Raw genomic sequence first — 13,929 nt, forward strand, 5'->3', positions numbered from 1 at the left:
CACGGTGGTGACGCTGCTGCGCGCGACCTACACCGACGCCACACGCAGCAGCGTCACCACCGTGGGCATGGTCTTCACCGAGGGGGACGCCGAGGCGATGGGCGCCCTCAGCACCCGGTTCACCACCCAGCGCCTCGCCGCCCGCTCCGACCTGATGCCCCGCACCTACCCGGTCAGGGGCACCGTCGCCGCCGGCTTCGGCGAACAGCAGAGGGCCAGCTGGACCGTGCACGTCCTGACCGAGGTTCCCGTCGTCGTGTTCTCCGTCTCCGGCTTCGCCGACGGCCGTACGGTCGCCGAGCCGCAGCCCGCCGCCGAGGCCATGGCGGACGGTGCCTCGACGGCCACCGCGCAGGCGGGACTCGGCCACGAGGCCAAGGGCGTCGCCGACCGGGTGGAGCGCACCCTGCGCAGGACCGTCACCGACCTCACGGAGAAGCCGGAATGACCCGTCCCCGCCGGCTCCGGGCGCTCGGCGCCGTGGCCACGGCCACCGCCTTCGCACTGCTGCCCGCCGTGCCCGCCCACGCGGACGCCATCCGTGACCAGCAGTGGGGCCTGGAGGCCCTGCACACCGACGAGGCCTGGCAGACCACGAAGGGCAAGGGCATCACGGTCGCCGTCCTGGACACCGGGGTCGACGACGAGCACCCCGACCTCGCCGGACAGGTACTCCCGGGCAAGGACCTCATAGGGTTCGGCGCCGGACGCGGCGACCGCTCCTGGGCCCTGCACGGCACCGCGATGGCCGGAATCATCGCCGGCCGCGGCAACGGGCCGGGCCGGGCGGACGGCGTGCTCGGTGTCGCCCCCGAGGCGAAGATCCTGCCCGTGCGGGTGATCCTCGAGTCCGGCGACGCCTCGCGCTCCAAGGCCCGGGAGTCACGCGGAACCGCGCTCGCCGACGGCATCCGCTGGGCGGCCGACCACGGCGCCGACGTCATCAACCTCTCCCTCGGCGACGACAGCGAGTCGGCCCACCCGGAACCCGGTGAGGACGCCGCCGTGCAGTACGCCCTCGGCAAGGGCGTCGCCGTCGTCGCCTCCGCGGGCAACAGCGGCGACAAGGGCGACCGGACCTCCTATCCGGCCGCCTACCCGGGTGTGATCGCCGCGGCTGCGGTCGACAAGTACGGAACCCACGCGGCGTTCTCCACCCGCCGCTGGTACGCCACCGTCAGCGCTCCCGGCGTCGACGTCGTCGTGGCCAACCCCGACCGGCACTACTACATCGAGTGGGGCACCTCCGCCGCGTCGGCCTTCGTCTCCGGAGCCGTCGCACTCGTACGCGCCGCGCACCCGGGTCTCTCGCCCGCGCAGATCAAGAGCCTGCTCACGGACACCGCACGCAACTCCCCCTCGGGCGGCCGCGACGACGCCAGGGGCTACGGCCTGGTCGACCCCGCCGCCGCGATCAAGGCCGGGGCGAAACTGCGCCCCGGCGATCTGAACGCACGGTCCGCCGAGGCCGGATACAGCGACGAGTACTTCGGCCCGGGCCCGGCCCCGAAGGAGGACGACGGGGGACCGGCCGGCTGGCTGGCCCCCTCGGCGGGCGGCCTCGGGGCCGTACTGCTCGCCCTGGCCGTGGTCCTGTGGCGCGGCCGGAACAGCGGCGGGCGGAACACCGGTGGCGGGAACACCGGTGGCGGGAACACCGGCGTGGGGAGCACCGCCGCACCCGGCTACGGCCCGTTCCCCACCGGCCCCCTCCGCTGACCGTCCGTCCGGCCCGCCTCAGCCCGTCGCGGTCACCGAACCGGCCACGCCGGCCGCCGCCTTCGCGACGGACTCCACGAGACGGATGCCGGCCTCCTTCGTCGCGTGACCGCGCGACAGCACCGCCACCAGCAGGGTGTGGCCGCCGCTCTCCACCCGCCCGATGCTGTTGATGTCCCACAGCCCCGTCGTCGTCCGGGGCATCCAGCCGTTCTTCAGTACCGCTCCGGTGCCCGCGGCGGAGACTCCCCACCGCTGGTCCGCCTCTACCTGGCCCATCAGCTCCGCCACATAGGCGCGAGAGGCAGCCGACAGCTCCGAGTCCGCCCCGGAGACCGCCTCCAGCAGCCGCACCTGGTCGGCGGCCGTGGTCTGGGTCAGCCCCCAGGCGTGCGCGGCCTTCGTCGCGGTCAGCCCGAGCCTTTCGTTGGCCGCGTCGAGCCCCTCCTCCCCGCCGATCACCTTGAGCAGTTCGGTGGCCGAGGTGTTGTCGCTGCGCCGGATCATGGCCTGGGCGTACGCGTGCTCGGCACCGTTCAGCTCGCGGCCCTCGTCCTGCGCCCGGAGCAGCAGCGCCGCCAGGATGTCGACCTTGACGATGCTGGCGGTGTCGTAGGCCCCGTCCCCGTACGCGCCACCCGCGCCGCTCTCCGTGTCCAGCACGGCGACCGAGACGTCGGCGCCGTCCGCCAGGGGCGCCAGCGCATCGGCCAGCTCCGCGTCGAGATCCACCTCTGGCTCCTCGCTACGGCCGACGGGCTCGACGCGGACGATACGGCGGCCACCGCCGCGGACGCGCCATCCGGCGAACGACCCACCGGATACGCACCTCCCGCGGTGGAACCGGCCGAGAGCAGGACGGCGGCGGCCACGAGGCCGGACAGCGCGGGCCTGCGCGTTCTGTGACGGGACAGGCCAGGACGCCGGCCGGCGCGGCCCGCAGCAGGCTGTGCCCGACCTGTCGCCCAGGCGGGAGAACCGACCCACTAGGCTCGTCACGTGGCGCTCAAGAACATCCCGGACCCCGGTTTCTCCGACGACGACGGCACTGCCTCGCCCGAACTGACAGCGGCCCTCGCGGCCTGGTCCGAGGACCGTGAGGCGATCGGCCCGGTCCTCGCGGCGCTCAGGGACGCCCGGCTCCTCGTGCCGGTCGTCGCCGTCCTCGGCGAGGTCGAGGAGGACGAGAACGGGCTGCGCCGCGAGAAGACCAGCGACATGGCGGTGCCGACCCTGCAGGCCGGTGACCGGCGTGCCCTGCCCGCCTTCACCTCCACCGCGTCGCTGGCCCGCTGGGACCCGCAGGCGCGCCCCGTCGCCGTACCCCTGCACCAGGCACTGCAGGCCGCCGCGCACGAGAAGGCGGACACGGTGGTGCTCGACCTGGCGGGGCCCGTCGCCTTCGAGCTGACCGGCCCGGCGCTGCTGGCCCTGGCCGAGAACCGCGTCAGCACCGACCCGCTCGACGACCCGGCCGTGGTCGCGGCGGTGCGGGAGGCGGCCGCCGCCGAGCCCGCGGTGCTGCGCGCGCACCTCGGCCCGGGTCAGGCCGACGGGACCCTTGCCCTGGTCCTCTCCCCGGACGCCGTCGTCGCCGATGCCGCCCGGCGGGTCGCCGACGCGCTCTCGGCCAGCGAGGTGCTGCGCGCCCGGCTGGTCCGCGGGATCGACCTGGCACTGCTGCCGGCCGGCGCCGAAGCCCCGGGCGTCCCGCTCTTCAGCCGCTGACGCACACGAGCCCGCCACCTGTCGCAGGCGGCGGGCTCGTCGGGGCCGTGGTCCGGCCCGAGGATCAGCCGTAGACCGGGCCGGTGTACTTCTCGCCCGGGCCCTGGCCGGGCTCGTCCGGTACGAGCGAGGCCTCACGGAAGGCCAGCTGGAGCGACTTCAGGCCGTCGCGCAGCGGCGAGGCGTGGAACGTGCTGATCTCGGTGGCGCTCGCGTCGAGCAGTCCCGCCAGCGCCTGGACCAGCTTGCGGGCCTCGTCCAGGTCCTTGTGCTGCTCGCCTTCCTCGGTCAGGCCGAGCTTCACGGCTGCCGCGCTCATCAGGTTGACGGCGACGGTGACGATCACCTCGACCGCGGGAACCTCCGCGATGTCGCGGGCCATGTCGTCGAAGCCGGGGTTCTCGGTGCTGGGGGTGGTCGCGTCGCTCATGCCCCACACGATAAGGCCACGCCGGCGCGGTTCCTCCTGCGGGAGCCGCCCGGGCAGCGGGTTCGCCGTACCCCCCGGGAGCTGCTAACCTTGTGTAACGACCGGCCGGACACCTATGTGCTCGGCCCACAAGTGGAGGCTCCGATCTCCCACCTGACCGTCCTCGCGGATGGCAGGTCACCGGTCAGGTGGCGACCATCGTTCCGTACGGACGATGGAGCTGCTCGATGCGCCCCGCGGTTGACCGCGGCGGTGTTCCGGTATTTCCAGGAGCCCCGCCTGTGTCCCGTCCGGGGCTTTTTTCCTTTCCCGGTTCGGTTGGTCACACAACAGACGTTACGCGGCTTCTCTCCAGGCAGTCGCGTGGTGCTACCGAGGAGGATCCATCAGCGCCGAGCCCCGCATCAACGACCGGATTCGCGTTCCCGAGGTGCGACTTGTCGGTCCCAGCGGCGAGCAGGTCGGGATTGTTCCGCTTGCCAAGGCCCTGGAGCTCGCACAGGAGTACGACCTCGACCTGGTCGAGGTGGCGGCGACAGCCCGTCCCCCCGTGTGCAAGCTCATGGACTACGGGAAGTTCAAGTACGAGTCGGCCATGAAGGCCCGTGAGGCGCGCAAGAACCAGGCGCACACGGTCATCAAGGAAATGAAGCTCCGGCCGAAGATCGACCCGCACGACTACGACACCAAGAAGGGTCACGTCGTCCGGTTCCTCAAGCAGGGGGACAAGGTCAAGATCACGATCATGTTCCGTGGTCGTGAGCAGTCCCGCCCGGAGCTGGGCTTCCGACTGCTCCAGCGTCTCGCTTCGGACGTCGAGGACCTCGGCTTCATCGAGTCGAACCCGAAGCAGGACGGCCGGAACATGATCATGGTTCTGGGCCCGCACAAGAAGAAGACCGAAGCCATGGCCGAAGCCCGTGAGGCCCAGGCCGCCCGCAAGGCGGAGCGTCAGGGGACCACCCCGGACGCCGAGTCCGAGGGTGAGACCGCTGAGGCCCCGGCCGCAGCTGCCGAGGCTCCGGCCGAGACACCTTCCGAGGCGTGACCTCCGGGGGCTGCCACCCAGGCGCCCCCGGGTCCCTCGGGAACCACCCAAAGATCTGACGCCCCTGCAGTCCGGTGCCCGCACCGAGAGGGGCGCCACTGACGAGGAGAGAACGGCGCGATGCCGAAGAACAAGACGCACAGCGGTGCCAGCAAGCGCTTCAAGATCACCGGCTCCGGCAAGGTGCTCCGCGAGAAGGCCGGCAAGCGCCACCTGCTCGAGCACAAGTCGTCCAAGAAGACCCGCTCGCTGACCGGCACGGTCGTCGTGGCTCCGGCCGACGTCAAGAAGGTCAAGAAGCTTCTCGGCAAGTGAGGACGCGGCCTCCGGTGAATCCGGAGGCGCGACCTCGATCCGACCGGGACCAATTCGTTTCCGGGCTTGGTGAGTCGACAACGTGATTCCCAGCCCCGCTGCAAGGAGTTAAAAGTGGCACGCGTCAAGCGGGCAGTAAACGCCCACAAGAAGCGCCGGGCGATCCTCGAGGCCGCCAAGGGCTACCGCGGTCAGCGCTCGCGCCTGTACCGCAAGGCCAAGGAGCAGGTCACCCACTCCCTGGTCTACAACTACAACGACCGCAAGAAGCGCAAGGGCGACTTCCGTCAGCTCTGGATCCAGCGCATCAACGCCGCTGCCCGCCAGAACGGCATGACGTACAACCGCCTCATCCAGGGTCTGAAGGCCGCCAACATCGAGGTGGACCGCAAGATCCTGGCCGAGCTCGCGGTCAACGACGCCAACGCGTTCGCCGCCCTCGTCGAGGTCGCCCAGAAGGCCCTCCCGAGCGACGTCAACGCCCCGAAGGCCGCCTGATCCAGGCAGCTCTCCAGGTAGTCAGCCGGACCCGCAGGCGCAAGCCGTCTGCGGGTCCGGTGCGTTGCAGGACACTCCGCGTACGCAGCCACCCGTACGCAGAGAAACGTACGCAGTGAAGCAGAGTTACGCAGAGAGGCTCGCCGCCGACCATGGGCACCCCCGAAGTGATCTCCGCGCGGTCTCCGCGCGTCGCCGCCGCACGCCGGCTGGCCAGGCGTAATTTCCGCGGCAAGGAGCGCAGGTTCATCGCCGAGGGGCCGCAGGCCGTGCGGGAGGCCGCAGGGCACCGGGGCAGCGACGGGGAGCCCACGCTGATCGAGCTCTTCGCCACAGCGGAGGCCGCCGGACGGTACGCCGCCATCATCGACGCCGCACATGCCGCCGGCGCCCGGGTGCACCTCGCGGACAGCGACGTGCTCGCCGACGTCTCGCAGACCGTCACCCCGCAGGGCCTGATCGGTGTCTGCCGCTTCCTGGACGCGCCCTTCGAGGAGATCCTCGCGGCGAAGCCCAAGCTGGTCGCCGTGCTCGCCCACGTACGCGACCCGGGGAACGCCGGTACCGTGCTGCGCTGTGCCGACGCCGCGGGCGCCGACGCGGTCGTGCTCACCGACGCGTCCGTGGACCTCTACAACCCCAAGTCGGTCCGCGCCTCGGTCGGTTCGCTGTTCCACCTGCCGGTGGCCGTCGGAGTGCCCGTCGAGCAGGCCGTGCAGGGGCTCCGGGACGCCGGAGTGCGCGTCCTGGCCGCGGACGGCGCCGGCGAGGACGACCTCGACGACGAACTCGACGCGGGCACCATGGGCGGGCCCACCGCCTGGGTGTTCGGAAACGAGGCATGGGGCCTCCCGGAGGAGACGCGCGCCCTGGCCGACGCCGTGGTCCGGGTCCCGATCCACGGAAAGGCCGAGAGCCTCAACCTCGCGACCGCCGCCGCAGTGTGCCTCTACGCCTCCGCGCGGGCCCAGCGCCCCCGGCACACGGGCTGATCCCGGCCGGAACCCCACCGATCGATACGGGCCACACTCCGCCGGCGCCCGCCCCGAGGGTGTCGCCCGGCCGCTGACGCCTAGTAGGGTGATGAACTCGGGGACCCACTGCACCGGTTCGAGAGGTGGGGTACGGGAAGATGGCAGTCGGCATGAGCAGGCCGCGAGCGACACACACGGCCTCCGTGCGCGCCCTCTCCGACGAGGCCGGCGGAAGCCGGGCCCTCGGAGAACCCGTGACGGGCATCGACCCGGACGATCTGCCCGACGGTCTCGTCGTCGCCGACGAGAACCGCAAGGTCATCTGCTTCAACGCCGCCGCAGCCAGGATCACCGCCACCCCCGGGGCGACCGCGCTCGGCCTCTCCCTGGACCAGGCGCTGCCCCTGGAGGACCTCAAAGGGCGACGCTGGTGGGACCTGACCGACCCGTACGGCGGGCTCGCCACCCGGGTCGGCCAGCCCGAGCGGAATCTCCTGCTCCCCGGCGGCCGAGAGGTCCTGGTCTCCGCACGGTACGTCCGCGAGACCCCGACCGGTCCGCTCCGCCGGCTCGTCGTGTCGCTGCGCGGCACCGAGGCCCGCCGCCGCACCGAGCTCAGCCACGCCGAGCTGATCGCCACCGTCGCCCACGAGCTGCGCTCCCCGCTGACCTCGGTCAAGGGCTTCACCGCCACACTCCTGGCCAAATGGGAGCGGTTCACCGACGACCAGAAGCGGCTGATGCTGGAGACCGTCGACGCGGACGCCAACCGTGTCACCCGGCTCATCGCCGAGCTGCTCGACATCTCCAGGATCGACTCCGGGCGGCTGGAGCTGCGCCGCCAGCCCGTGGACGTCTCCGCGGCCGTCGAACGCCACGTCCAGGCGCTCATCGCGACCGGGCAGGCGCCCGGCCGCTTCCTGGTGCACACCCGGAAACCGCTGCCCGCGCTATGGGCCGATCCCGACAAGGTCGACCAGGTGCTCGGCAACCTTCTCGAAAACGCGGTGCGTCACGGCGAGGGAACCGTCACTATTGAGATCGCCCCTGCGCCCGCACCGGCGAAGAGTGACGAGAACGGAACGGCAGTCACCGTGAGCGACGAAGGTCCTGGCATCCCCGAGGAGTCGATGGGCCGCGTCTTCACCCGCTTCTGGCGGGGCAGCAAGCGCGGCGGGACCGGCCTGGGCCTGTACATCGTCAAGGGCATCGTCGAGGCGCACGGCGGCACCATCACGGTCGACCGCGCACCCGGCGGCGGCGCGGAATTCCGATTTATCCTGCCCGTGAGCGCGCCGGCCTACCTGGTCTGAGCGGCCCACGGGCTTCTTCGCCCCCCGGCGGCCCGTAGACTCGACTTTTGGCACCTTTGCGTCCTCAGTCGTCCAGCCAGGGTCGCCACCAGCCAATCGGAAGCACGGGAAGAGATGTCGGCACCGAACAAGTCGTACGACCCAGTCGAGGTCGAGGCACTGAAACCGGAAGAGATCGAGCGCCTGCGGGACGAGGCGTTCGCCGCCTTCGCCGCCGCGGGCGACCTCGACGCGCTCGCCCAGGCGAAGACGGCGCACACCGGTGGTACCTCGCCCCTGTCGCTCGCCAACCGGGAGATCGGCGCGCTGCCGCCCCAGGCCAAGGCCGAGGCGGGCAAGCGCGTGGGCCAGGCCCGCGGCGCCGTCTCCAAGGCGCTGGCCGCCCGCCAGGCCGAGCTGGAGGCCGAGCGTGACGCCCGGGTCCTGGTCGAGGAGGCGGTGGACGTCACCCTGCCCTACGACCGCACCCCGGCCGGCGCGCGCCACCCCCTGACGACCATCATGGAGCGCGTCGCCGACGTCTTCGTGGCCATGGGCTACGAGGTCGCCGAGGGCCCCGAGGTCGAGGCGGAGTGGTTCAACTTCGACGCCCTGAACTTCGTGCCCGACCACCCGGCGCGGCAGATGCAGGACACCTTCTTCGTGCAGGGCGCCGACGGCGCCAGGAGCGACGAGTCCGGTGTCGTGCTGCGCACGCACACCTCGCCCGTCCAGGCCCGCTCGCTGCTCAGCCGCAAGCCCCCCGTCTACGTGGTCTGCCCCGGCCGGGTCTACCGCACCGACGAGCTCGACGCCACGCACACCCCGGTCTTCCACCAGATCGAGCTGCTCGCGGTCGACGAGGGCCTCACCATGGCCGACCTCAAGGGCACCCTCGACCACATGGTCCAGGCGCTCTTCGGCCCGGACATGAAGACCCGGCTGCGGCCGAACTTCTTCCCGTTCACCGAGCCGTCCGCCGAGATGGACATGGTCTGCTACGTCTGCCGCGGCGATTCCGTCGGCAACCCGGACCGCCCCTGCCGCACCTGCGGCAGCGAGGGCTGGATCGAGCTGGGCGGCTGCGGCATGGTCAACCCGAAGGTGCTCATCGCCTGCGGTGTGGACCCCGAGAAGTACAGCGGATTCGCCTTCGGATTCGGTATCGAGCGGATGCTGATGTTCCGCCACAACGTCGAGGACATGCGAGACATGGTCGAGGGCGACGTCCGGTTCACCCGGCCGTTCGGGATGGAGATCTGATGCGCGTCCCGCTTTCCTGGCTGCGGGAATACGTCGACCTGCCGGCGACGGAGACCGGCCGTGACGTACAGGCCAAGCTCGTCTCCGTCGGCCTCGAGGTCGAGACCGTCGAGCAGACCGGCGCCGGACTCAAGGGCCCCCTGGTCGTCGGACAGGTCCTGACCATCGAGGAGCTGGAGGGCTTCAAGAAGCCCATCCGCTTCTGCACGGTCGACGTCGGCACCGCGAACGGCACCGGTGAACCGCAGGAGATCGTCTGCGGCGCCCGTAACTTCTCCGTCGGCGACAAGGTCGTCGTGGTCCTCCCGGGTGCCGTCCTGCCCGGCGACTTCGCGATCGCCGCGCGCAAGACGTACGGCAAGACCTCGCACGGCATGATCTGCTCCACCGACGAGCTGGGCATGGGCGACGACGGCACGCACGGCATCATCGTGCTGCCGCCGGAGTACGAGCCCGGCACCGACGCGATCGAGCTCCTGGAGCTCGTCGACGAGGTCCTCGACATCGCCGTCACGCCGGACCGCGGCTACTGCCTCTCGATGCGCGGAGTCGCCCGCGAGACCGCCATCGCGTACGGGCTGCCGCTGCGCGACCCGGCGCTCCTGGACGTGCCCGCGCCCAACGCGTACGGCTACCCGGTGAAGGTGTCCGACCCGATCGGATGCGGCAACTTCACCGCGCGCACGGTCACCGGCCTGCAGCCCGAGGCACGCTCCCCGATCTGGATGCAGCGCAGGCTGCAGAAGGCCGGGATGCGCACCGTCTCGCTCGCCGTCGACATCACCAACTACGTCATGCTGGAGCTCGGCCAGCCGCTGCACGCCTACGACCGCACCCGGGTCGAGGGCCCGATCGGCGTGCGCCGCGCGCAGCAGGGCGAGAAACTCACCACGCTCGACGGAGCCAAGCGTGTCCTGGACGCCCAGGACCTCGTCATCACCGACGACCGCGGGCCGATCGGCCTCGCGGGCGTCATGGGCGGTGCCGACACGGAGATCGCGGACGCGGCCGAGGAGGCCGGGACCACCGAGGTCGTCATCGAGGCCGCGCACTTCGACGCGATCGCCATCGCCCGGACCGCACGCCGCCACAAGCTGACCTCCGAGGCGTCCAAGCGCTTCGAGCGCGGGGTCGACCCGCAGGCCGCCGCCGCTGCCGCGCAGCGCACGGTCGACCTGCTGGTCCTCCTGGCCGGAGGCACGGCCGAGGCCGGTGTCACGGAGATCACCGCCCCGTCCGCACCCCGCACCATCGCGATGCCGGCGAACCACCCGGACCGGGTGGCCGGAGTCGCGTACGGCCGCGAGACCGTCGTACGCCGCCTCCAGCAGGTCGGCTGCGACGTCTACGGGCAGGACGAGCTGATCGTCACGGTGCCGTCCTGGCGGCCCGACCTCGCCGAGCCGAACGACCTGGCCGAAGAGGTCATCCGGCTGGAGGGGTACGAGAACCTCCCGTCCACCCTGCCGACGCCGCCGTCCGGTCGCGGGCTCACCGACCGCCAGCGGCTGCACCGCCGCATCGGCCGGGCCCTCGCGGGCGCAGGTTACGTCGAGGCGCTGAGCTACCCGTTCATCGGTGACGCCGTCCTCGACCAGCTCGGCCTGGAGAAGGACGACGCCCGGCGCCGTACGGTCACCCTCGTCAACCCGCTCTCCGACGAGGAGCCCGCGCTGCGCACCACGCTGCTGCCGGGTCTGCTCGGCGCACTGCGGCGCAACGACGGCCGCGGCAGCCACGACCTGGCGCTCTTCGAGACCGGCCTCGTCTTCAGGCCGACCGGCGAGGAGACCAAGGCCGTGCGCCTTCCCGTCGACCGCCGTCCCACCGGGGAGGAGATCGCCGGACTGGACGCCGCGCTGCCGCGTCAGCCGCGCCGTGCCGCCGTCGTCCTCGCCGGTGCCCGCGAGCAGGCCGGCTGGTGGGGCAAGGGCCGCCCGTCCGACTGGGCGGACTCCGTCGAGGCGGCGCGCACCATCGCCCGTGAGGCCGGGGTCGAGGTCACGGTCCGCGCCGACCGCCACGCGCCGTGGCACCCCGGCCGCTGCGCCGCGCTGTACGTCACGGTCGACGGTGTGGAGACGCTCTTCGGACACGCGGGCGAACTGCACCCGCGTGTCGTCAAGGAGCTCCACCTGCCCGCGCGGACCTGCGCCATGGAGGTCGAGCTCGACGTCCTGGAGCAGGCTGTCGACGGCGCGCTCCAGGCGCCCAGGATCTCCACCTTCCCGGTGGCGACCCAGGACGTCGCGCTCGTCGTCGACTCGGACGTGCCCGCCGACGCGGTGGAGAGGGCGCTCCGCGACGGCGCCGGCGACCTGCTCGAATCGCTGCGGCTGTTCGACGTCTTCACCGGCGAGCAGATTGGTGAGGGCAAGAAGTCCCTGGCGTACGCGCTGCGGTTCCGTGCCCCGGACCGCACGCTGACCGTGGAGGAGGCCTCCGCGGCGCGCGACACGGCGGTCGCCCTGGCCACCGGGCGCACCGGCGCGGTGCTGCGCGGCGCGTAGCGGGCAAGGGAGTTGAGAAGGGGCGTATCCGGACACCGGATACGCCCCTTCTGTTCTCGCGGGACGGCGGTGGGACGCACACGGGGCTGCTGCCATCGGGACAGCGGACTGTGCGGCCCGGCGCCGCCCGCCCTGCCACGGAGTGTCGGGCAGGCCGGCAGAACGAACGGCGCGGGTGCGGGTCGTCGAACTGTACGAGGGGGAGCCGACGACCCGGCCGCCTCTTGCGAGGGACTCATTCAAGCGAGCGGCGTCCCGGCGCGGCAGGGTGCACGGACGGACGGTTCGGGCATTCCGTTCACACCCCGTGTGAATCGTGCTCCACTAGGCTCATTGCGACGCGTACATGGGGGGGCAATGGAGCCCAACGTCCTGCTCGAATCCCTGATCGACGAGGCGGGTGTGTCCCGCGCCGGGCTCGCCGGCCATGTCAACCAGGCCGGCCGTGCCCGCGGGCTGTGCCTGCGTTACGAGCACACGGCGGTCAGCCGCTGGCTCAAGGGCCCCCGCCCGCGCGGGCGGGTCCCGGACCTGATCTGCGAAGTCCTGGCCGGCCGGCTCGACCGGCCCGTCACGCTCGACGACATCGGCATGGGGATCCCCGGGATGCGTTCGCCCGCCCACGCCGCCTGCCTCTCCGGGTTCGTCGAGCACACCACCGCTCTGTGGCGTTCCGACGAACAGCAGCGTCCGCACCTCGCCACCGCGCCCGCCGCCACGGGCACGACGGCCGTGATGCCGGTCTGGGAGTGGGAGAACCCTCCCGAGGACGCCGACGTCTCCCGCCCCGGTCCGTCCCGCGTGAGCATGGCGGACATAGCGATGCTCCGGGCGGCCCGCGCGCACTACGAGCAGATGTACCGCAAGGCGGGCGGCATCGCGACCAGGTCCCGCATCGTCGGCTTCCTCAACGCCGAGACCGCGCCCCTGCTGCGCGGCGGGTACAGCGACGCCACGGGCCGCCGGCTCCACCGCGCGACCGCCGGGCTGGTGGCCGTCGCGGGAATCTGCGCCTACGACTCCGACGCCCATGGGCTCGCCCAGCGCTACTTCCACCAGGCCCTGCGCCTGGCCAAGGCAAGCGGGGACCGGGGCCTCGGCGGCTATGTGATCGCGCTGCTGGTGAACCAGTCGCTGCACCTGGCCGAATTCAGGCGCTCCGTCGCCTTCGCCGAGGCCGCACTGCGCGCGGCGGGCCCGCACATCACCCCGGCGCTGGCCGCCGATCTGCACGCGATGCAGGCCAAGGCCTATGCGCAGCTCGGTGACCACCGCAGCGCCCTGGTGTGCATCCGCCGCGCGGAGGCCGAGGCCGGCCGTATCCGGAGCGGCGGCGAACCGGACGAGACCGGGTATGTGCAGCCGGGCCTCGTCAACGTCCAGGTGGCCGAGGCGTTGCTGTGTCTCGGGGATCTCGCCGGTGCCCGGGAGCACGCGACCGCGGCCGTACGCTCCCCGGCGCACGATCGCGGGACCGTGCACCGGCTCGCCATCCTCACCCATCTCGAACTGCTCCAGGGAGAGGCCGACAGGGCCGCCGGCACGGCCTCGGAAATGGCGGAACGCGCCCGGGGTATGGAATCCCAGCGGCTCCGGGACCGGCTGCGCTCCGTACGGGAGTATCTGGCCGTGAGCGGCAGCGCCGACGCCACGGCGGCGGCCCGCCTCATCGACGGGGCGCTGCGCGTGCCTCTGTGAGCCCCGCCCGAGGAGCGTCCGCGCGTTCCTTTGCGAACCGGACCCTGATCAGATATTGCCATCGGCCAGTCGGAAGGTGGCAGACCTGTGCGGTGGACGAACTCAAAGGAACAGACCGTGTACGAGAATCCCTGGTTCCGGGTCAATCTGGCGGATGTCGTTCTTCCCGACGGCCGCCATCTGGACCACTTCCTCATCCGGCTCCGGGCCGTCGCCGCGGCGACCGTCGTCAACGAGGCCAACGAGGTCCTGCTCCTGTGGCGGCACCGGTTCATCACCGACAGCTGGGGCTGGGAGCTCGCCGCGGGCGTGGTCGAGGACGGCGAGGACATCGCCGCAGCGGCGGCGCGGGAGATGGAGGAGGAGACCGGCTGGCGCCCCGGCGAGCTGCGCCCGCTGATGACCGTGGAACCGGCCAACGGCCTCGTCGACGCCCGGCACCATCTCTTCTGGT

Annotated in this window: 12 protein-coding genes and 2 pseudogenes; 12 read left to right on the top strand and 2 right to left on the bottom strand. The window is 72.0% G+C overall.

The features are described 5' to 3' along the window. Positions 1–448, top strand: a pseudogene (locus tag BFF76_RS07625) (hypothetical protein); the annotation flags it as partial. Continuing rightward, positions 445–1,719, top strand: coding sequence for a type VII secretion-associated serine protease mycosin (gene mycP, locus BFF76_RS07630; RefSeq protein WP_079122339.1), 1,275 nt, complete (start codon positions 445–447; stop codon positions 1,717–1,719). The pseudogene BFF76_RS07625 and the gene mycP, both read left to right, overlap by 4 nt. An 18-nt stretch (positions 1,720–1,737) precedes the next feature. On the opposite strand, the pseudogene BFF76_RS07635 reads toward mycP, so the two are convergent. After that, a pseudogene (locus tag BFF76_RS07635) lies at positions 1,738–2,633 on the bottom strand (serine hydrolase). Between the two features lie 85 nt (positions 2,634–2,718). On the opposite strand from BFF76_RS07635, the gene BFF76_RS07640 reads away from it, so the two are divergent. Next, the gene (locus BFF76_RS07640) at positions 2,719–3,447 is read left to right on the top strand and encodes an SseB family protein (protein ID WP_031097476.1); all 729 of its coding nucleotides are present in this window, start codon (positions 2,719–2,721) and stop codon (positions 3,445–3,447) included. A 64-nt stretch (positions 3,448–3,511) separates the two neighbouring features. On the opposite strand, the gene BFF76_RS07645 is transcribed toward BFF76_RS07640, so the two are convergent. Then, complete coding sequence (locus tag BFF76_RS07645; RefSeq protein WP_031097477.1) at positions 3,512–3,877, bottom strand: DUF1844 domain-containing protein; 366 nt, start codon at positions 3,875–3,877, stop codon at positions 3,512–3,514. 385 nt (positions 3,878–4,262) lie between these two features. Between BFF76_RS07645 and infC the strand changes: the two genes are divergently transcribed. The 9 genes from infC to BFF76_RS07690 all read left to right on the top strand — a co-directional run. Continuing rightward, on the top strand, positions 4,263–4,925 hold the full coding sequence (gene infC / locus BFF76_RS07650) for a translation initiation factor IF-3 (RefSeq protein WP_078850715.1): 663 nt from the start codon (positions 4,263–4,265) through the stop codon (positions 4,923–4,925). Positions 4,926–5,045: 120 nt separating this feature from the next. Beyond that, the gene (rpmI, locus tag BFF76_RS07655; RefSeq protein WP_031097481.1) at positions 5,046–5,240 is read left to right on the top strand and encodes a 50S ribosomal protein L35; all 195 of its coding nucleotides are present in this window, start codon (positions 5,046–5,048) and stop codon (positions 5,238–5,240) included. A gap of 114 nt (positions 5,241–5,354) precedes the next feature. Further along, the gene (gene rplT / locus BFF76_RS07660) at positions 5,355–5,738 is read left to right on the top strand and encodes a 50S ribosomal protein L20 (protein ID WP_007457565.1); all 384 of its coding nucleotides are present in this window, start codon (positions 5,355–5,357) and stop codon (positions 5,736–5,738) included. A 152-nt stretch (positions 5,739–5,890) separates the two neighbouring features. Beyond that, positions 5,891–6,730, top strand: a complete 840-nt coding sequence (locus BFF76_RS07665; RefSeq protein ID WP_053930973.1) for a TrmH family RNA methyltransferase — start codon at positions 5,891–5,893, stop codon at positions 6,728–6,730. A 140-nt stretch (positions 6,731–6,870) separates the two neighbouring features. Then, positions 6,871–8,025, top strand: a complete 1,155-nt coding sequence (locus BFF76_RS07670; protein ID WP_031097486.1) for a sensor histidine kinase — start codon at positions 6,871–6,873, stop codon at positions 8,023–8,025. Between the two features lie 114 nt (positions 8,026–8,139). Continuing rightward, on the top strand, positions 8,140–9,267 hold the full coding sequence (gene pheS / locus BFF76_RS07675) for a phenylalanine--tRNA ligase subunit alpha (RefSeq protein WP_031097488.1): 1,128 nt from the start codon (positions 8,140–8,142) through the stop codon (positions 9,265–9,267). After that, positions 9,267–11,777, top strand: a complete 2,511-nt coding sequence (gene pheT / locus BFF76_RS07680) for a phenylalanine--tRNA ligase subunit beta (protein WP_053930975.1) — start codon at positions 9,267–9,269, stop codon at positions 11,775–11,777. Before pheS ends, pheT begins: the two co-directional genes overlap by 1 nt. A gap of 357 nt (positions 11,778–12,134) precedes the next feature. Continuing rightward, on the top strand, positions 12,135–13,475 hold the full coding sequence (locus BFF76_RS07685) for an NsdA family TPR-like regulatory protein (protein WP_065847711.1): 1,341 nt from the start codon (positions 12,135–12,137) through the stop codon (positions 13,473–13,475). 87 nt (positions 13,476–13,562) lie between these two features. Next, a partial coding sequence (locus BFF76_RS07690; protein ID WP_065847713.1) for an NUDIX domain-containing protein occupies positions 13,563–13,929 on the top strand: 367 nt, incomplete at its 3' end.

The organism is Streptomyces mutomycini (assembly GCF_001700505.1).
Classification (GTDB): domain Bacteria; phylum Actinomycetota; class Actinomycetes; order Streptomycetales; family Streptomycetaceae; genus Streptomyces; species Streptomyces mutomycini.